Consider the following 16,980-nt stretch of genomic DNA (forward strand, 5'->3'; position numbering starts at 1 on the left):
GGCGGCGGGGCCGAGCGCCTGGAACCGGGTGCTGCCGGTCAGGTGAGGCGGCGGGGCCGAGCGCCTGGAACCGGGTGCTGCCGGTCAGGTGAGGCGGCGGGGCCGAGCGCCTGGAACCGGGTGGTGGCGGTCAGCTGAAGCGGCCCGTGATCCAGTCGGCGACGAGCGTCGTGCTCTGGAAGACTGCGCCGTCGTGGGTCGCGCCGTCGAGCTCGACGAACTGGACCGGTTGGTTGTACGCGCTGAGCTGGGTCAGCAGCGGCCCGGCGGTGATCACGTACGGGACCGCCTCGTCGGCCGTGCCCTGGATCAGCAGGATCGGCGCGCTCGGCGCCTTCTGGGCCGGGTTGGCGTACTTGGACAGCTTCGTGATCACCGACTGCGGCAGCGCCCCGCCGACCAGCAGCTCCGAGGCAGTCAGCGACTCGTACGCGGCCAGGATCTCGTTCAGGCAGCCGCTCTGGAGCACCCCGGTGCGCTGCCGGGCCGGCGCCGCGAGCAGCGTGTTCGGGTTGACCGTGGGGTCGACCGCCTGCAGCCCGTACAGCGCCATCACCAGGTAGCCCTGGGCCGGCGTGCCCGGGATCAGCGGCGCGAACAGGTCGGCGTTCGAGACCGGGGCGATCGCCGAGACCCCGCGCAGCGTCAGCGCGCCGTCGTACGAGGGCGCGAGCTCGTTGGCGAACAGCGCGCCCTGCCCACCCTGCGAGTGCCCGTCGATCACGTACTGCGGGCTCAGCGCGCTGTCCAGGTTGCGGGCGGCCTTGACGCTGTCGATCATCGAGCGCCCGGCGCTGGCCCCGACCAGGTACGGGTGGGCCTGCGGCGTGCCCAGCCCCGGGTAGTCGGGCGCGGCGACCGTCCAGCCCCGCTGCAGCAGCACGGCGATCGCGGCCCGCGCCTCGGGCCAGAACACGGCCTGACTGGCCGACGGCGCACATTGGTCGGCCAGCCCGGTCGTCCCGTGCCCCCACACGACCGTACGGTTCTTCTTGTTCGTCTTCGGCGTCAGAATCAGCCCGGTGGCGGTGATCGGCAGACCGCTCACGTTGGACGACACATACGAAATGCGCTTACCGTTCGCGAGCGGCGCCAATTCGGCCGGAAGGGTGGCCGTGGCGCTGGTCAGTACGACTCCCGCCAATACGGCGGCCCGGGCCGGCTTGACGGGCAGGAATACCGCCGAAATGGCCAGCAGAACGGCCAGAACGGACGCGAGAAAGTTCCTTCTCAGGGCAGGGTTCACCGATGGTTCCTTTCGAGGGTGAAAAACGCAGGCAGAATCGCTCGCGCCACCCGGGTGGGCGGCGCGAGACACCGTGCGAGGGGGTCAGAAACCGGCCGGACCTGGCCGCGAGGGGCCAGGTCCGGAAGACCGGTCTAATTCAGGGGGAGCTAGCGCGCCGTGGCGAAATGGTCGGCCACGCGGCGGAGGGCGGCGACGGTTTCGGCGTCACGGCGCTCGTCGTCCTGCGTGGGCCACGCGCTGCATTTCACGATGACGACCTCGGCCGTCGGATCGACGAAGAGATATTGTCCGTGCACGCCCAGGCCGGTGAAGGCGTGGTACGCCGACGGGCCGAGGGTCCACCACTGGTTGCCGTACCCGTAATGGGCGTACCCGCTGGGGCCGAGCGCGCCCACGGCGAGATGCGGGCGGTCGTCGCCGCGGCTGCGGCGCACCCACTCGCTGGGGGCGATCCGCTCGCCGTTGAACACGCCGTCGCCGGCCATCAGCAGGCCGACGCGGGCCACGTCACGGGCGGTGGCGTTGAGCGAGCCGCCACCGATCGCGGTGCGCGGGCGGCCGCGGGTGAGCCAGTAGTACGCGTCGCGTTCGCAGCCCAGCTTCTGCCAGAGCCGTTCCGAAGCGTACGCCGCAAGGGTCTGACCGGTGGCCGCCTCGAGCACCCAGCCCAAGATCTGGGTGTCGAAGGTGGAGTAGTTGAAGCGCTCACCAGCCGGCGCGGTCCGCGTTGCCGCGCGGACCACGTCGGCGATGTCGCCCCCTCCCATGATCGTCTGCTCGAAGCGTTTGATCCCGCTGTCGGACACCTCCCAGGTCTCCAGGTCGCCGACGCCGGTCGTCATGTCGAGCAGTTCGGCGATCGTGTTCTCCTCGTAGGCCGTACCGAGGAAGTCGGGGCGGTAGTCGGTGATCCGATCCTTCTCGCTGCCGATCGCCCCGTCGTGCAGGGCGATGCCGATCAGGATCGACGTGACCGACTTGGACAGCGAGAACAGCTGCATGCGGGAGCGCGGGCCGGTAAAGGCGCCGGGGTAGGTCTCGTGCACGATCGTGCCGCGGTGCAGCACTACGAACGCGGTGGTGTGGGTGTGGCGGTGCAGGTCGGCCAGGGTGTGGTCGTGGCCGTCGAACCGGTAGGTCAGGGGAAGCGGCTGGTTGTCGACGGGCAGGGGGATCGCGGTTCCCCCGCCGGCGACGCGTTCCGTCGGCATCAGCCAGTTCATGTGGGTGAAGGTCCACTCGTTGAACGGCCGGCGCATGATCAGATCGCCCTGCTTGTCCCACCAGGAGGGCTCCCGGCTGCCGGCGGGCCGCTCCGTGGTACTCGTCATGTTGGTCCCCCGTTATTGTTCTTGGCCGACCGGTTGAACAGTTCACGCAGCGTCAGGCCGGATGGTTCATCGATGGGCTCGAGGTAGGCGGCCATCAGGCCGAGCACACCCTTGCCGACCAGGTTCTCGGTCGGTCCGTGGTCGGCGATGTCCACACTCGGATCGCCCAGGTGCCGGACGGCCAGACCCTCCGTGACCGCGGCCAGCAGGTTGCTGAACTCCTGGATCGTGATGCCGGGGCGCAGCCGGTAGCCGCGCGCGGCGATCGTCTCCTCGTAGATCTTCATCCACGGCTCGAGGGCGCCCGCGTAGTTGTTGGCGATCGAGTTGCGGATGCCGTCGTTGCGGTGGGCCGTCGCCACCATGATCAGTTGCAGCTTGAACAGCGGCATGCGGCACAGCGCCATCAGCTCGTGGTAGCTGGACCGGTCGACCGCGTCGACGAAGCTCTCGTCGGTGGCCAGCCAGTCGCCGCGCGTCTCGACATCGGCCCCGTACTGCGGGTCGTAGTTGATCGCGTGCAGCATGAACGCGAGCAGGTCGTTGAGGTAGTCGTCGTGGCTGGCCCAGGTCGACCGGTAGGGACCGGCGCCTTTCTGCCGCAGGAACGGCAGCTCCAGCTCTTCCACCTCGGCCGAGAGCGCCCGCTCGGTCAGGAAGCTCAGGCCCGACCAGTACTGCTTGCGGCCGTCGCCGGTGGCGGTGGCGGGCCGCTGGGCGCCGAGGTTGCGCTCGATGAGGTTGGCGCCGGCCTTCAGGTACGACGCCACCTTGAGCGAGTTGACCAGGGCGGCCCGGGTCGACTCGCGCACTCCCTTGACGCGGGTCACGATCCCCGAGAAGTCCGCGCAGTACGGGTAGGGCAGATCCTTCTTGCCGTACGTCATGCAGGTGATTGTTGTCGGAATCCTCGGACCTTCAAGTGCGCACGTGCGTAGTACTCGCAGGCTAAGACTTCGGGCATTAAGCACGTACGTTCCGTGATTGCGGCGTCGCGCTGTGTGTATTTTCCCTGCTGGTCAGGGGCGCAGAGCGCGCAGATACGCGGTGGCGAGAGTACGCCGCGTAGGGGTACCTGACTGTGCAAGTTCCGTCATCCGCGTGTCGAGACGCTGACACTCCTCGTCGGACAGCGCCGCCCGCATCGCCTCGCCGTAGGTCGGCGCCAGCGGGTTGGGGGAGACGTTCTTGCGCGCTTCCCAGCCGCCGATCGGCTCGGCCGGCACGTCGAGCTGTGCCCGGTAGTCGACCTCGACGCCGTCGAACCCGGCCTCGGCCGCCCAGCGCAGCAGATCCCGTTCGTCGAAATCGGTCATCGGGTTCTCGCCCCGCCGCGCGCCGTCGCGATAAACGGCGACCACTTTGGCCAGCAGATCGGCCACCTCGGGATCGCGCAGCCCGAACAGGCTGTCCGGCCGGTGCTCGAGCAGAAAACGGTTGATCGGCTCGAAAATGGAGAGCCGGCCGCCCGGCCGCAGCACGCGGAAGAATTCGCGGAACGCCTGCGCCTTGTGCTCGCAGTAAATGAGCACCGAGCGGGTCGTCACAACGTCAACAGAATTGTCCGGCACGGCCGACAGATCCTCGGCCGGGGCATGCAGGAAACTGCACCGCTTGTCGTCACCGGCTCGTTTACGGCATTCCTCGAGTCCCGCCTCGGAGACGTCGCTGAAGATGACGTGCCCGTCCGGGCCGAGCCGGTCGAGGGCGCCGAACGCGATCAGGCCGGTGCCCGCGCCGACATCGAGCACCGTGTCGGTGGGCGCGAGCGCCGCCCGGTCGAGCACTTCTTCGCGAAAGACCTCCAGCGCGGTGGCGTGTTCCGCCCGCAGCGCGGCGTTGCCGCCGTCGCGGCGGGTCAGCAGCCACCGCGTCCACTCGTCCGAACCCATCGGATCACCGTAGGGCACGACATGTCTCGATGGGTGAGACATCCACCGGAGGCAATGCAAACGTGATCAGGCTCAGTAGGCCGAGCCCACCCAGTTCGCAGTCGGCCCGGCCCACGTCGGTCCGGCCCACGTCGGCCCGGCCCAGTCCGTCCCGGGCGCGCGGTCCCAGTTCGTGCCGGCCACCACCGTCACGCCCTTGCCGGCGACGGCCCCGCCGCTCACCCCGGTGCTGAACAGCACCGCGCCGAACATGGCGGCCCCGGCCCCCAGCGTGATCAGGCCACGGCGTACGAATCGGTTCATGGTGGTGCCCCCGTTCTCCGTCGAAGTGCGCCCGACCGGGACGCAGACCCAGCCTGCCGCCGGCCCGGCACGCGGACCAGCGGCAACACCAGCCGGGAACATCCCGGGACGTCAGCGCCGCCCGAGCGCCCACCCGACCGCCCCCGACGCCGCCACCAGCGCGCAGACGCCCACCACCGGCCCGTACCGCCGCTCGGGTTTCTCGGTCACGACCGGCCACCGCGACTGCCGGCGGGTCCGCCGCGCACCCTCCCAGAGCCGCCGCAACTCGACGTGATCCCCACCGCCGAGGTCGGCCAGCGTCGCCACCACTTCCCACGGCGGCAACGCCTGCCCGGTGAAGTAGCGGGACAGCGACGAGTCGCTGACATGCACCTTCAAACTGAGTTCCCGCAGCGTGAGCCCCGCCTCGTTGCGCAGCCGCCGCAGTTCGACCACAAATGCGTCCATCGCGATTCCTTCCCCCGAATGTGCCGCGATGGCGTCCATTGTGGGGGCCGACACGTCAGCGCGACAGCTCGAGGACGTGCCGGACGCAGGGTTGCCCGCCGCGTTCGACCGGGCCGGTCTCGACGAACCCCGTGGCCCGCAGGACGGCCCGGGAGGCCCCGTTGCGCACCTCGGCGTCCGCGGTGAGCCGGTCGAGGCGGTACTCGGCCCGGGCCAGGGCGATCACCCGCCGTACGCCCTCTTTGGCCAGCCCACGGCCCGCGACCGCCTCGGCCGTCCGGAACCCCAGCTCGGCCGCGCCCTCGGCCACGTCGACCAGGTTGAACCGCCCGGCCACGCGACCGTCATCGTCGATCAGCACGTGGAAACAGCAGTCGGACTCCGCCAGGAGCGCGGCGTGCCGTTCCGCGAAGTGCACGAAGTAATCGTCGCCGCGATCCCGCACCGAGCGGGCGAAATAGGCCCGGTTCTCGATCTCGAACCGCAACACCGCCGGCCCGTGCTCCTCGGTCAGCCTCTGCAGGGTCAGCACCGAAGCTCGACCGCGGCTCGGACGAGGTCGGCGTTCGAGGTGGCTGTGGTGCCGTCGGGTAGGAGGATCGAGTCCTCGAAGCCGACGCGGGTGTCGTGGCCGCGGCGGAAGGCGTCGCGGACCAGGGGCCACGTCCAGTCGTTCATGCCGTGGGTCAGGCGGGGGCAGGTCGAGCCGGCCTCGTCGAGCAGGTCGTTGACCCGCTGGGCCACGGCCTCGGGCGGGCCCTCGAGGAAGTAGGGTTCGCCGTTGTCGAGTTCGATGCTGACCCGGGCCGCGTGCGGCAGCAGGCCCGAGGCCAGCAGCGCGGGCAGCTCGGCCGGTGACCACAGGCCCACGTCGATGCCGATGCCGACGTCGAGCATGGCCCGCATGACCTCGGCGAACCCGTCCTCGGACAGGTTCACGGTGGCCACGTCGACGCCCTCCCACTCGCGGATCATCGCGATCCGGTCGGCCAGTTCGGGCACGATCCAGGCGCCGGTGGTGAGGCCGACCTCGACCGGGCCGTCGGCCACCTCGCGGATCCGGCGGCACGTCTCGTTCACCACCACCGGGTCGAGCGTCTCGGCCCCCGACTCGTCGCGTACGTGCAGGTGGACACCGGTGGCGCCGGCGGCGAAGCACTCGCGCACCTCGTCGACCACCTCGTCGAGCGACACCGGCATGGCCGGGTGCACATCCTTGCCGTACGGGCCGTTCGGCGTCACCTGCAGCACGCTCATGAGCCTAGACTCGTGCTCCGGGGTTCGCTCGCGGCCAGCGCGGTGAAGGCCGCCCACGGCATGCGGTCGACCTCGTCGGCCGTGCCGTCCTCGGCGATCGCGCGGTAGGCCTGCGACGCAGCCCGGACCGCGGCCAGCAACGCCGCCAGCGGGTGCAGGATCAGGCGTACGCCCAGGACCGCGAGCTCGTCATCGGCCAGGGCCGGTGCGGCGGGTCCGGCTTCGCTGCGCGACAACACCAACGGCACCCCGGGGAGCGCGGCCTTCAGGCGAAAAAGTTCCTCCGGCGTACGAATCCCGGCCGGCAACACCGCGTCCGCGCCCCCTTCCGCGTAGGCCCGGCAGCGCTCGACCGTCGCTTCGAGCCCACCCTTCCCGTACGCCGTGGTCCGCGCGACCACCGCCACGTCCGGCGCCTGCCGGGCCATCGCCCGGACGTGCCCGCCGTCGTGATCGCTCAGCACCACCGCCGTGATCCCGGCCCGCTGGTAGGCCAGAGCCGTCCACGCCGCGTCCCGTGGCGATTCGAACCCGGCCCCCGCGTCAGCCATCAGCGGCACCCCGCCGAGCACCGGCCCCAGTGTGGCCGCCCGGTCGGCGATCTGGGTGGCCGGCACGAACTCGACGTCCGGCCGCCCCATCGTCACGGCGGCCACCGCGTTCTTCGAGAGGTACACCGCCCGATGCCCCGCGTGCACGGCGAGCGTCGCGCTCAGCGGATCGTGAACCCCCGGCACGTGGGTCACCCGGTCGGCGGCGAGCAGCTCTCGAAAGGCGTTCATGAACAACTATTTAACGCGCCCCCGCCACCCGCTCGACGAACGCCTCGTCCCCGACCCACTCGGCGTACCGCTGCCGCCCCATCATCCCGATCAGCGCGGCCGTCTGACTCCGCTGCGCGGCCAGGGCCCGTACTTTGCGATCGGTGGTTTCGGGGTCGAGTCAGCGCGGCCAGCTTGCCGACGGCCTCGGCCACCGGCACGTCCGCGCAGCCACCGTCGGCGTAGTCGAGCCAGTGGTGCTCGCCCACGCCCAGAATCGCCAGGCAGCGGTCGAGCTCCCCGGACCGCCGCGGCTCGGAACAGGTAGCGGTCACGCACACCACCCGCTGCCCCCGCCCGGCCGCCATCGTCATGATCCCGCCGGACAGATAGGCCTCGTCGTCCGGGTGGGCCCAGATGCCCAGGATCGTCCCTAACTCATGTATCTCAACCATGCCTGTCAGCGTCAGTGACGTCGCTTGCTGCCTTCTTGCCGTCCGCTTACCCAGGCGGCCACGATCAGCAGGACGGCGCAGCCGGCCAGAGCCGGGCCGACGTCGGCGACCGCGGCGATCGCCAGGCCACAGACGATGGTGCCCGCATAGTCGGCCTGGGCCAGCAGCGAATGGACCGTACGGCTGGGGTGGCCTTGCGGTTGACCCGGATCGTGGCGAAGCTGCGGGTCAGCGGCAGCGCCCCCGCCGCCACCAGCACGGCCACGCTGCCGCCGACAGCGCCGGGCGCGGCCGCCAACCCGACGACACCGGCGGCGGCGACCAGACAGGCGACCTGGTAGCCGCGCCGGACCGTACCGGGCTCACTGACGCGGCCCTGGACCAGGCGCAACGCCAGCACGCCGCCCAGGCACATGATCACACCCAGCCCGGTGAACCACAGCACCGGATCGAGCCCGGGCGCGAGATCGACCAGGCGCAGCGGATAGAGCCGCCCGAAGGCGCCGGTCACGCCCTTCGGCCCGACTCCTCAAGTCGGGGCCGCCGCGCCCGATCTTGCGGGCCATGAACATCCGGAGCCGGCGCTTTCGTCGGGCCGCGACGCGAGCGCTGGCCACCGGCCACCACACGGCCGTGGTCGTCATCGACGTCGTGCAGCCTGTGCCCGCCCAGTTCCCGCGGATCCTTCGCGGCTGCGTCCCGCCGTCGGGCCGGGTGGGGCGGCTGGCCGACGACGAGTTCGCCGTGCTGCTCAGCCATCTCGCGTTCCCCGACCAGGCGTACGACGTGGCCGGCAACATCGCCGCGGCGCTGAGCCCGATCATCGTGAACGGCCGGCTCGTCCCGCTCGCGGCGGCCATCGGCGTCGCCGTCTCGGCCCCGGGCGAGCTGACCGCCGGCGAGCTCGTCGACCGGGCCCGGCAGGCCATGCGCCGCGCTCAGCAGGTCGGCCCGCAGACCCGCTGGGCCGTCTGGCAGGAAGTCAGTCCACCATCCGCGGCATGACCGTGCGCACGTCCACCGGCGTGCCCGGCCCGCCACCGGCCCGCGACTGATACTCCGGCACGCCCACGCACGTGAACAGCAGCGTCACCAGGTCTCCGGGTTCGTGCAACAGCGCCGGCACCTCGGAATCCAGGAACGTCATGCCGGTGGCGCTCGCCCCCACCGCGTACGCGGCCAGGTGCAGACGCCCCTCGACGAGCCCGGCCGCGAGTTGCGCTGTCCGGTAACCCCGATCGTCGAGCTCTCCGCCGGGGACGGCGCCGATCACTACGTACGCCGCCTCGGCCGACAAGGACTGGCCGAGCGAGACCCGTTCCAGCTCCGAGCGCAGCTCGCCGACGACGACCGGATTCGCCAGGTCGGGCCAGCGGTAGATGCCCGGCTCGACCCCGTCGACGCCGTGCACGGCCACCCAGTGCGGCACGTCGATGCCGCGCAGCGCGACCGCCATCGGCCAGTCCAGCGCCTCCCGCGGCAGCGACCTCGCCCGGTCCATGCGCCGCTGCGAGCCCCGCCGGCGAACCACGGCATCCAGCGTTTCGCCCGACCCGGGCGCGGCCACCTCGTCCCCGATCGGCCACGGCTCGCCCAGCACGGTGCCGTCACCGGCCCGCTGAGCGGCAGTCACCAGCGGAAACTCGACCGGCGGCAACTCGCCCGGCGCCGCGGGGCCCGAGGCCTCGACAGCCGGAGCGCCCGCCCCGAACGTCAGCAACGCCAAGGGGAACTCGTGCACGCCGTCGGCCCCGACCAGATCCCGGACGGCCTGGTCGGGAAAATCGGTGCGCAGACGCGGATCCCACCCGGCCGAAGCAGCTGCCGCCTCCAACTGGGACAGCAAGGTGCCGCCGTCCCAGTACAGGTGGCGGAAGCCGCGCTCGGCGTACCGCCACCCGGTGCGCCACGGCACACCGGTCACCACGAGGGTGGTCGCCTCACCCCGCGCGGCCGGTCCGACCCGCACGAGCGCGTGCGCCACCGGGTCGTACCAGTGAACGCCGTCCTCGACCCCCGCGACCCCGCGCGTCACGGCGTACACCTCGAGCGGGAACCGCGCCCCGGCCGACCCGGACGCACGGAAGAACGCCCGCCGCCCGTTACGCTCCGAAGTGCGCACGACCCCCGCGCCGAGGAAGAGCACCCGCCCCAGCTGGGCCGCGTCCAGCGGCTGGGCCGGGAAGACCTTTCCCGACAGTACGGCCGCCGCCGGCACCCCCGGATCCGGGAGTTCCCGCGGCAGGGCAAGAACGGGAAGCCCCGCCGGATAATCCTTCACCATCGGCGGCAGCGTCGCCCGGTCGTTGGGCGTCAGATCGTGCCGGACCCGGGGATCGTCCGCGGGAACGTCCCACTCGCGGTCAGGCGAGTACGAAGTGAGCACGTGCAGCAGGCCGGCGCCGGATTCGAGGTCCACATCCACACTCTGCCAGTCCGCACGTCTTAGGGTGGGTCCCGAACCCGACCGGAAAGGCAGACGATGGCCACCATCTTCACCCAGATCATCAACGGCGACATTCCCGGACGCATGGTCTGGACGGACGACCGTGTGGCCGCGTTCCTCACGATCGCTCCGCTGACGGCCGGCCACACGCTCGTGGTCCCGCGCGACGAGATCGACGACTGGACCCAGCTGCCGCCCGACCTGCTCACCCACGTGATGACGGTGAGCCACCGCATCGGCGCCGCGCTCAAGAAAGCCTACGAGTCCCCGCGCGTGGGCCTGGTGATCGCCGGCTTCGAGGTCCCCCACGCCCACGTACACGTGTTCCCGGCCTGGGAAATGGCCGACTTCGACTTCGCCCGCGTCGACCCGGACGTCCCACCCGCCCGCCTCGACGACGACCAGAAGCGCATTCTGGCCGCCCTCGAGGAGGAGTGAGCCGAGCGCGTCAGTGCGTCAGGCCCGCGGCCTCGCGGGCGGCGCGTTCGTCGCCGCTGACGGTGTGCAGGGGCTTTTCCTTGATGAAGAGCACCGCGAGCAGGGCGAGGGCGGCGATCGGCGCGCCGATCAGGAACAGCTCCGCGGTCGCCTGGCCGTAGATGTCGGCCACGATGGCGCGGACCGGCTCGGGCAGGGCGGAGACGTCGGGTACCTCGTGGGTGCCGCCGCCGGCCGTTCCGGCGCCGGGCAGTTTCTCGGCGAACAGCGTGGTCACCTTGGACGCGAGCACCGCGCCCAGGGCGCTGACGCCGATGGTGCCGCCCATGCTGCGGAAGAACGTCAAGGTCGAGGTGGCCGCGCCCAGTTCGGCCGCCGGCACGTCGTTCTGGGCGGCCAGCACCAGGTTCTGCATGAGCATGCCGACGCCGACGCCGAGGACCAGCATCCAGGCCGACAGGACGACGATGTCGGTGTCGGCGCCGATGGTGCTCAGCAGCAGCATGCCCGCGGTCATGAAGATGCCGCCGGCGACCAGGTAGATCTTCCACTTGCCGGTCTTGGTGATGAGCGCGCCGGCCACCGTCGACGAGACGAGCAGGCCGAAGATCAGCGGCAGGCTCATCAGGCCGGCCACGGTCGGGGACTTGCCCAGCGCGATCTGGAAGTACTGGCTCAGGAAGACCGTGCCGCCGAACATGGCCACGCCGACCAGGGTGCTGGCCACGGTGGTCAGGGTGACCGTGCGGTTGCGGAAGATGCCCAGCGGGATGATCGGCTCTTTCGCCTTCGACTCCACCAGCACGGCCAGGGCGAGCAGCACCAGGCCGCCGACGACGAAGGCCGCGGTCTGCCACGACGCCCAGTCGAAGCGGTTGCCGGCCAGCGTCGACCAGATCAGCAGGTCGCTGACGCCCGCGGTGATGAGGAAGGCGCCCAGCCAGTCGATCTCGACCTTCTTGCGTACGGTCGGCAGGCTCAGCGTCCGCTGCAGCAGGAAGATGGCGGCCAGCGAGAACGGCACGCCGATGAAGAAGCACCAGCGCCAGCCCAGCCACGAGGTGTCCACGAGCACGCCGCCGATGAGCGGGCCGGCGACCGTGGCGACACCGAACACGGCGCCGAAGATGCCGGCGTAGCGGCCCATCTCGCGCGGCGGGATCATCGCGGCCATCACGATCGTGGCCAGCGCGGTCATGCCGCCCGCGCCGACGCCCTGGATGACGCGGCTGACGATGAGCACCTCGACATTGGGGGTCAGGCCGGCGATCAGTGAGCCGGCCACGAACAGGCCCAGGGAGAGCTGGATGAGCAGCTTCTTGTTGTAGAGGTCGGCCATCTTGCCCCACAGCGGCACGGTCGCCGTCATGGCCAGCAGTTCGGCGGTGACGATCCAGGTGTAGATCGACTGGGTGCCGTTGAGGTCGGCGATGATGCGCGGCAGCGCGTTGGAGACGACCGTGCCGGCCAGGATGCTGACGAACAGGCCCATCATCAGGCCGGACAGCGCCTGGATGACCTGGCGCGGTGTCATCCGCCCGGCCGGCTGGTCGGTCTCGGTGAGGTTGGAGGTGTCTGCGCTCATCGGTGGTCCTTGCTGGTGGGGCGGGGGTCGGAAAGTCCGTGCGCGAGCAGGTCGAACGCGTCGCGGACGAGCTCGGTGAGGCGGGCCCGCCCGTCCGAGGCGGCCCAGCGCATCAAGGAGACGCGCACGGCGGCCCCGGTCACCGCGGCGGCGAGGGCGGCGTCGGTGCCGGACCGGGCCGCGATCGCGTCCGCCAGGTCCTGCTCGTGCTGGGCGGACCGGCTGATCAGCCCGGTGACCAGCGCCGGGTTGTTCGCCATGACCCGGCACCGCACCAGCCAGAGCTCGCCGTCGGCCTCGATAGCCTCCAGGTCGGGCGTGATCGCCTGCAGCACGGCGGGAACGGCCGGCACGTCCGCCGGCACGGCCCGCAGGCGTTCCAGGACGTCGTGGTTGTCGACGAACTGGTCGCCGACGATCGCCTCGTCCTTGGTCGCGAAGTAGTTGAAGAACGTCCGGGGCGACACGTCGGCCGCGGCCGCGATGTCCTCGACGGTCACATGGTCGAGGCCCCGGTCGTCCACGAGGCGCAGGGCCGCCGCGATCAAAGCATCTTTGGTCTGCTGCTTCTTACGATCACGGCGGCCCGGCGGAGCCGTCTCAGGGAGCATGCACCGACCGTACGGATTTCTTGCAGTGCATGCAAAGTTTTAGACACTGCAAGATCGTGTCATACGTCACGACAGGCGGTCGAAGGGGGCGGCGTAGGTGAAGCGGCCGGTCCGGCCGTCGTACTGGGTGAGGGTTCGGACCTGGAAGTAGTCGCCCCAGGAAGGGTCCGGCGCGGTTATACCCAGCGGCGAGGCGGGGGCGAAGCCGAAACGACCGTAGAAGGCGGGTTCGCCCACGAGCGCGATCAGGGACTCGCCGAGCGCGTCCGCCGCGCCCAGAACGGCGTGCATCAGGGCGGTGCCGACGCCCGCTCGCTGCCGCTGGGGGTCGACGCTCACGGGCCCGAGGCCCAGCGCCGGCCGGCCGTCGACATGGGCCCGGGTCGCGAGCACGTGGCCGATCACGCGGTTGTCCTCGACCGCGACCAGCGACAGCTGCGGAATCCAGCCGCCGTCGGCGCGCAACCACGAGACCAGGGTCGCCTCGCCCGGGTCTCCACCCGGCTCCACCGGTGGGGCGCTGTGCTCGATGCCGCGGAACGCGGCGGCCGTGACCGCCCGGATCGCTTCGGCATCGTCGGGAAGCTCGCGTCGAATCATCACTCCGGAACGATTACAGGTCCGGCCTGATCCTGGTACTCGATTCGCGCGGGACGAGGCGGGGGTGGATCACCGGCCGGGCCAACCGTTCGCCGGTGGTGATGCGTTCGGCCAGCATCCCGAAGCCGGCCCGGCCCAGCTCCACGAAGTCCATCCAGACTGTCGACAGGGGCGGGGCGAAGTGGCGGGCGTCCGGCATGTCGTCGATGCCGACGATCGAGTAGTCGGCCGGCGCGACGAGGCCCCGGCCCCGCAGGGCGTTCATGAAGCCCGGGGCCATCTGGTCGTTGCCGCTGAAGACGGCCGTGAAGTCGCCGGGGTCGACGACGGCGCCGGCCCGGAAGCCGGACTCGGCCGACCAGTCGCCGCGCACTATCGGCAGCGGCGCGGCGGCCACCTCGGCCAGGGCGTCGTGGTAGCCGTTCTCCCGGTCCACGGTCTCGTTGATCCGCTCGGGGCCCGCGATGTGCAGGGTCCGCCGGTGGCCCAGCTCGATCAGCTGCCGCGTGGCCAGGAGTGCCGCCTCGTAGGAGTCGACCGTCGCCGAGTCGGCGTTGGGCCAGGCGTGACCGGAGAGGATGACCACGCACCGTCTCCCAGACCCGGTGCAGGACGTCCTCGATGCCGGGATGCGGGGACGAGATGAGGATGCCGTCGACCCGGGCCGAGAGGAACCGGTCGAGCGCCTTGTGGACCTCGCCGGGCGCGTCGGCGTCGGCCGGTCGGTAGTCGACCCAGCTGGTGAACAGCGCGTAACCGGCGTCGTGGGCCGCCTCGTTGAGGCCGTGGGCGATCGACCACGTGCCGTACACCGATCGGCGGGGTCGGCTACGGCGGCATCGACCCCGCCTGACATGCGCCCGGACTGGGAGACCTTCATCGGCCCACGCGGTTTGAGCGTCCCCGGCCGACTGGCCATCGTCTACCAGGAAGCCGGCGGCTGGCTCCCGATGATGCAGGACACGGGCACCCCGTCCACCTACCGCATCGTCGACCCACGGACCGGCGATGTCCGCGCCACCGGCCGCCCCGAACCGGGCGAAGCCCTCGAAGCCGACCCCACTGGTGAGCCCCGCGTCATCATCTTCCACGACGGGGCGTCCCCCCCCCCCCCCCCGGCCGGCGGAATGGAGGCAATGACTTTGTTGGCGGATCGTGGGGACGGGCGGGCGCGGGGCTCGGTCAGCGGGTGAGACTGACGACGCGACACCGCGTGGTCCACCGTGGACGACGGGGACGGGAGGTGGTCGCCATGCTCGTGCGGGGTTTGCTGACCGGAGTGCTGATCGCCGGGGCGCTGGCCGCGCCGGCCGGCGCCGCCGTCCGTGGTCCGGTGCTCGACCCGTCGTTCGGCTCGGGCGGCTGGGTCACGGCCGAGTACGGCGGCGGTGACTACGTCCGCGACCTCGCCCTGCAGCCCGACGGCAAGATCATCGCGGTCGGCAACGGCAACGAGGGCTACTTCCTGATCGAGCGGCGCCGGGCCGACGGCGCGCTCGACGAGTCGTTCGGCACGGCCGGCGTCGTGGTCACCGACGTCGACCCCGACTCGTTCTGGGACGACCCGGCCGCGATGACGCTGCAGGCCGGCGGGCGCATCCTGGTCGCCGGCACGGTGTCGCGGGCCGGATTCTCGGCACTGGCGCTGGTCCGCTACCTGTCCGACGGCAGCATCGACACCTCGTTCGGCACCGACGGGCGGCTCTTCCCGGCGCTGGGCGACGCCGTCTACGGCACCCGGCCCGCCGGCCTGACCCAGCAGCCCGACGGCAAGATCGTGCTGGGCCTGAGCGCGGCCACCAACGACGGCAGCGACCCGCCCGTCCTGCTGCGGCTGCGACCCGACGGCACCCCCGACCCCACGTTCGGCGCCGGCGGCGTGGTCCGCACCGACCTCGGCCCGAACGAGTTCGAGTCGGTCACCACGGTGGCCGTGGCCCCCGACGGCGACATCGTCGTGGCCGGCGCCAGCAGCTACTGGAGCACGCTGCCCGAACCCACGGCCGACGTGCTGCTGGCCCGCTTCACCCCACGCGGCCGCCTGGACACGTCGTTCGGCTCCAGCGGCCGGGTGATCCGCGACCTGACCGGCCCGCAGGGCATCGACGGCTCGTCCGGCCTGGCCATCGGCCGCGACGGTCGCATCCTGCAGACCGTCTGGACCCAGCAGGACGACGTCCGCCGCGACGGCCTGCTGCGCTACCTGCCAGACGGCAAGCCCGACCGGTCCTTGGGCCGCAACGCCTTCACGTACGTGTCCGGCCCCACCACGTCCCCCGTGCTCCGCCCGAACGGGCGCATCGTCACCACCGGCTCGGCCGACGGCAACATCGTGGTCGCCCAGTACCGCGCCAACGGCTCCCTCGACCCATCCTTCGGCACCGGCGGCGTCGTCACCACCGACCTCGGCGGCACCGACCGCGGCACAGTCCTGAAGATCCAGCCCAACGGCCGCCTCCTGATCGGCGGCAGCGGCAGCGTCCCGGGCGGCGACGCCTTCGCCCTGGTCCGCTACCGCCCGTAACACCCACCGAGCCCGCTCCGGGGCAGCGACCCCGCCAGGCCGCCGCCTCGGAGCGCCCATGCGTCAGGGCCGGACCGTCACCACCGGGGTCTGGGCGGTGCTGCCCTCGAAGAAGTCGGCGAGGCCGGTGTTGTGGAGCAGGAAGTAGCCGGTGCGCTGGGCCGTGGCTTCGACGCGGAAGGTGCCGTCGGGGGCCAGGACCGGGTAGTGGGTGCCGAGGCAGCCGGTGTCGTCGCAGTCGGCCAGGATGTACAGGTCCGAGTTGGTCGGGGCCGGCACCCAGCCGGTGGCCGAGCGCCGCTCGACCTTGCCGGTGAGCGTGATGGTCTCACCCGCGCGGACGCGCCGCTTGTCCGGCCGGATGGTGGCCCTGGTCGGCTGCTTGGTCACTGTCACCGACCCGTTCACGTACGGGGCCGCGCGCGTGTAGGGCGCGCCTTCGCCGTACGAGAATTCCATGGTGTTGATGGTGCCGGCCATCGTGAAGTGCGCCTCGAACGCGCCGTCCGGCCCGGTCACGATCGGGTCGTCGGACGACATGTGGACCCAGGCCTGGACGGTGGCGCCGGGGATCGGCCGCAGCTCACCGGTGCCCGGCTGGCGCCCGAGCACCTTGCCGGTGACCGTGATGTCCCGGTGGTCGTAGTCGATCGTCGGCGGCGTGACCTCGAGGGCGTGGACCTCAGCTACCACAAAGTAGCGGAAGAAGTCGGAGTGCCGGGTGACCTCGCCGTCCACGTCGGTGACCGCCACTTCGGCGTCGTAGTCGCCCGGCGCCATGACCACCGGGCTGGACGTCGTGTAGAGCTGGCGCGTCGGGAACGGCGCCTCCCCGGTGTGGTCGAAGGCGTCCACCGACCCGCCCACCTGGCCGTTCTCCCGGTTGACGAAGTCGATGTGGATCGAAGCCACCGGCTCCTCGCTGTCGATGCTGACATCGACGACACCCGGATTGAGATGGTTGTTGCCGATGAGGATCTGGCCGACCCCGGCCGCCTGCGCGATGCCGGGCGTGCCTGCCGCGACCAGCGCGGTCGCGAGAACGCTCGCTACAACTAACGACAGTCTTCTCATAGTT

The 16,980-nt window shown here is 71.2% G+C and carries 20 protein-coding genes; 3 read left to right on the forward strand and 17 right to left on the reverse strand.

Features of this window, described 5'->3' with window-relative positions; translation table 11 throughout:
• Positions 1-130 precede the first annotated feature (130 nt).
• From M1L60_RS07350 to M1L60_RS07395, 11 genes are all read right to left on the reverse strand, one after another.
• Entirely contained in the window at positions 131-1,246 is a 1,116-nt protein-coding gene (locus tag M1L60_RS07350) for an alpha/beta fold hydrolase (RefSeq protein ID WP_253236548.1), read from the reverse strand.
• A gap of 149 nt (positions 1,247-1,395) precedes the next feature.
• Entirely contained in the window at positions 1,396-2,580 is a 1,185-nt protein-coding gene (locus M1L60_RS07355; protein WP_253236549.1) for a serine hydrolase domain-containing protein, read from the reverse strand.
• A complete protein-coding gene (locus tag M1L60_RS07360) occupies positions 2,577-3,467 on the reverse strand; it encodes a hypothetical protein (protein WP_253236550.1) in 891 nt (296 codons plus the stop codon). Before M1L60_RS07360 ends, M1L60_RS07355 begins: the two co-directional genes overlap by 4 nt.
• Before the next feature lie 132 nt (positions 3,468-3,599).
• A complete protein-coding gene (locus M1L60_RS07365; RefSeq protein WP_253236551.1) occupies positions 3,600-4,472 on the reverse strand; it encodes a class I SAM-dependent methyltransferase in 873 nt (290 codons plus the stop codon).
• Positions 4,473-4,544: 72 nt separating this feature from the next.
• On the reverse strand, positions 4,545-4,775 hold the full coding sequence (locus tag M1L60_RS07370; protein ID WP_253236552.1) for a hypothetical protein: 231 nt from the start codon (positions 4,773-4,775) through the stop codon (positions 4,545-4,547).
• A 111-nt stretch (positions 4,776-4,886) separates the two neighbouring features.
• Positions 4,887-5,225, reverse strand: coding sequence for a helix-turn-helix domain-containing protein (locus tag M1L60_RS07375; RefSeq protein ID WP_253236553.1), 339 nt, complete (start codon positions 5,223-5,225; stop codon positions 4,887-4,889).
• A gap of 55 nt (positions 5,226-5,280) precedes the next feature.
• Positions 5,281-5,757, reverse strand: coding sequence for a GNAT family N-acetyltransferase (locus M1L60_RS07380; RefSeq protein WP_253236554.1), 477 nt, complete (start codon positions 5,755-5,757; stop codon positions 5,281-5,283).
• The gene (locus tag M1L60_RS07385; protein ID WP_253236555.1) at positions 5,751-6,482 is read right to left on the reverse strand and encodes a 3-keto-5-aminohexanoate cleavage protein; all 732 of its coding nucleotides are present in this window, start codon (positions 6,480-6,482) and stop codon (positions 5,751-5,753) included. Before M1L60_RS07385 ends, M1L60_RS07380 begins: the two co-directional genes overlap by 7 nt.
• A complete protein-coding gene (locus M1L60_RS07390) occupies positions 6,479-7,264 on the reverse strand; it encodes an isocitrate lyase/PEP mutase family protein (RefSeq protein ID WP_253236556.1) in 786 nt (261 codons plus the stop codon). The genes M1L60_RS07385 and M1L60_RS07390 overlap by 4 nt, the downstream gene beginning before the upstream one ends.
• Positions 7,261-7,698 (reverse strand): PIG-L deacetylase family protein, encoded by a 438-nt coding sequence (locus tag M1L60_RS48230; RefSeq protein WP_369077214.1) that lies wholly within the window; start codon positions 7,696-7,698, stop codon positions 7,261-7,263. The genes M1L60_RS07390 and M1L60_RS48230 overlap by 4 nt, the downstream gene beginning before the upstream one ends.
• A gap of 64 nt (positions 7,699-7,762) precedes the next feature.
• Positions 7,763-8,209 (reverse strand): hypothetical protein, encoded by a 447-nt coding sequence (locus tag M1L60_RS07395; RefSeq protein WP_253236557.1) that lies wholly within the window; start codon positions 8,207-8,209, stop codon positions 7,763-7,765.
• A 53-nt stretch (positions 8,210-8,262) separates the two neighbouring features.
• Between M1L60_RS07395 and M1L60_RS07400 the strand changes: the two genes are divergently transcribed.
• A complete protein-coding gene (locus tag M1L60_RS07400) occupies positions 8,263-8,703 on the forward strand; it encodes a diguanylate cyclase domain-containing protein (RefSeq protein ID WP_253236558.1) in 441 nt (146 codons plus the stop codon).
• Here the strand turns inward: M1L60_RS07400 and M1L60_RS07405 are convergent.
• The gene (locus M1L60_RS07405; RefSeq protein ID WP_253236559.1) at positions 8,681-10,117 is read right to left on the reverse strand and encodes a nitroreductase family protein; all 1,437 of its coding nucleotides are present in this window, start codon (positions 10,115-10,117) and stop codon (positions 8,681-8,683) included. The two genes, M1L60_RS07400 and M1L60_RS07405, sit on opposite strands and share 23 nt — an antisense overlap.
• 63 nt (positions 10,118-10,180) lie before the next feature.
• Here M1L60_RS07405 and M1L60_RS07410 point away from each other — a divergent pair, with 63 nt between their 5' ends.
• Positions 10,181-10,582 carry an HIT family protein gene (locus M1L60_RS07410; protein WP_253236560.1) on the forward strand — a complete coding sequence of 134 codons (402 nt, stop codon included), beginning with the start codon at positions 10,181-10,183 and terminating at the stop codon, positions 10,580-10,582.
• 10 nt (positions 10,583-10,592) lie between these two features.
• On the opposite strand, the gene M1L60_RS07415 is transcribed toward M1L60_RS07410, so the two are convergent.
• From M1L60_RS07415 to M1L60_RS07430, 4 genes are all read right to left on the reverse strand, one after another.
• The gene (locus tag M1L60_RS07415) at positions 10,593-12,167 is read right to left on the reverse strand and encodes an MDR family MFS transporter (RefSeq protein WP_253236561.1); all 1,575 of its coding nucleotides are present in this window, start codon (positions 12,165-12,167) and stop codon (positions 10,593-10,595) included.
• A complete protein-coding gene (locus M1L60_RS07420; RefSeq protein WP_253236562.1) occupies positions 12,164-12,778 on the reverse strand; it encodes a TetR/AcrR family transcriptional regulator in 615 nt (204 codons plus the stop codon). The genes M1L60_RS07415 and M1L60_RS07420 overlap by 4 nt, the downstream gene beginning before the upstream one ends.
• 66 nt (positions 12,779-12,844) lie before the next feature.
• Positions 12,845-13,378, reverse strand: coding sequence for a GNAT family N-acetyltransferase (locus M1L60_RS07425; RefSeq protein ID WP_253236593.1), 534 nt, complete (start codon positions 13,376-13,378; stop codon positions 12,845-12,847).
• Between the two features lie 13 nt (positions 13,379-13,391).
• Positions 13,392-13,964, reverse strand: coding sequence for a substrate-binding domain-containing protein (locus M1L60_RS07430; RefSeq protein WP_253236563.1), 573 nt, complete (start codon positions 13,962-13,964; stop codon positions 13,392-13,394).
• A gap of 666 nt (positions 13,965-14,630) precedes the next feature.
• On the opposite strand from M1L60_RS07430, the gene M1L60_RS07435 reads away from it, so the two are divergent.
• Entirely contained in the window at positions 14,631-15,902 is a 1,272-nt protein-coding gene (locus M1L60_RS07435; protein ID WP_253236564.1) for an NHL repeat-containing protein, read from the forward strand.
• Between the two features lie 63 nt (positions 15,903-15,965).
• Here M1L60_RS07435 and M1L60_RS07440 read toward each other — a convergent pair whose 3' ends face one another.
• Positions 15,966-16,976 (reverse strand): hypothetical protein, encoded by a 1,011-nt coding sequence (locus M1L60_RS07440; protein WP_253236565.1) that lies wholly within the window; start codon positions 16,974-16,976, stop codon positions 15,966-15,968.
• Positions 16,977-16,980 lie beyond the last annotated feature (4 nt).

Origin of the sequence: Paractinoplanes aksuensis (genome assembly GCF_024137025.1) — a bacterium.
Taxonomy (GTDB): domain Bacteria; phylum Actinomycetota; class Actinomycetes; order Mycobacteriales; family Micromonosporaceae; genus Actinoplanes; species Actinoplanes aksuensis.

Excerpts from the sequence above, each read along its gene's own strand:
- M1L60_RS07355 (WP_253236549.1), bottom strand. The coding sequence starts at position 2,580 with ATGACGAGTACCACGGAGCGGCCCGCCGGCAGCCGGGAGCCCTCCTGG.
- M1L60_RS07360 (WP_253236550.1), bottom strand. The coding sequence starts at position 3,467 with ATGACGTACGGCAAGAAGGATCTGCCCTACCCGTACTGCGCGGACTTC.
- M1L60_RS07365 (WP_253236551.1), bottom strand. The coding sequence starts at position 4,472 with ATGGGTTCGGACGAGTGGACGCGGTGGCTGCTGACCCGCCGCGACGGC.
- M1L60_RS07370 (WP_253236552.1), bottom strand. The coding sequence starts at position 4,775 with ATGAACCGATTCGTACGCCGTGGCCTGATCACGCTGGGGGCCGGGGCC.
- M1L60_RS07375 (WP_253236553.1), bottom strand. The coding sequence starts at position 5,225 with ATGGACGCATTTGTGGTCGAACTGCGGCGGCTGCGCAACGAGGCGGGG.
- M1L60_RS07385 (WP_253236555.1), bottom strand. The coding sequence starts at position 6,482 with ATGAGCGTGCTGCAGGTGACGCCGAACGGCCCGTACGGCAAGGATGTG.
- M1L60_RS07390 (WP_253236556.1), bottom strand. The coding sequence starts at position 7,264 with ATGAACGCCTTTCGAGAGCTGCTCGCCGCCGACCGGGTGACCCACGTG.
- M1L60_RS48230 (WP_369077214.1), bottom strand. The coding sequence starts at position 7,698 with ATGGTTGAGATACATGAGTTAGGGACGATCCTGGGCATCTGGGCCCAC.
- M1L60_RS07400 (WP_253236558.1), top strand. The coding sequence starts at position 8,263 with ATGAACATCCGGAGCCGGCGCTTTCGTCGGGCCGCGACGCGAGCGCTG.
- M1L60_RS07410 (WP_253236560.1), top strand. The coding sequence starts at position 10,181 with ATGGCCACCATCTTCACCCAGATCATCAACGGCGACATTCCCGGACGC.
- M1L60_RS07415 (WP_253236561.1), bottom strand. The coding sequence starts at position 12,167 with ATGAGCGCAGACACCTCCAACCTCACCGAGACCGACCAGCCGGCCGGG.
- M1L60_RS07420 (WP_253236562.1), bottom strand. The coding sequence starts at position 12,778 with ATGCTCCCTGAGACGGCTCCGCCGGGCCGCCGTGATCGTAAGAAGCAG.
- M1L60_RS07425 (WP_253236593.1), bottom strand. The coding sequence starts at position 13,378 with ATGATTCGACGCGAGCTTCCCGACGATGCCGAAGCGATCCGGGCGGTC.
- M1L60_RS07435 (WP_253236564.1), top strand. The coding sequence starts at position 14,631 with ATGCTCGTGCGGGGTTTGCTGACCGGAGTGCTGATCGCCGGGGCGCTG.
- M1L60_RS07440 (WP_253236565.1), bottom strand. The coding sequence starts at position 16,976 with ATGAGAAGACTGTCGTTAGTTGTAGCGAGCGTTCTCGCGACCGCGCTG.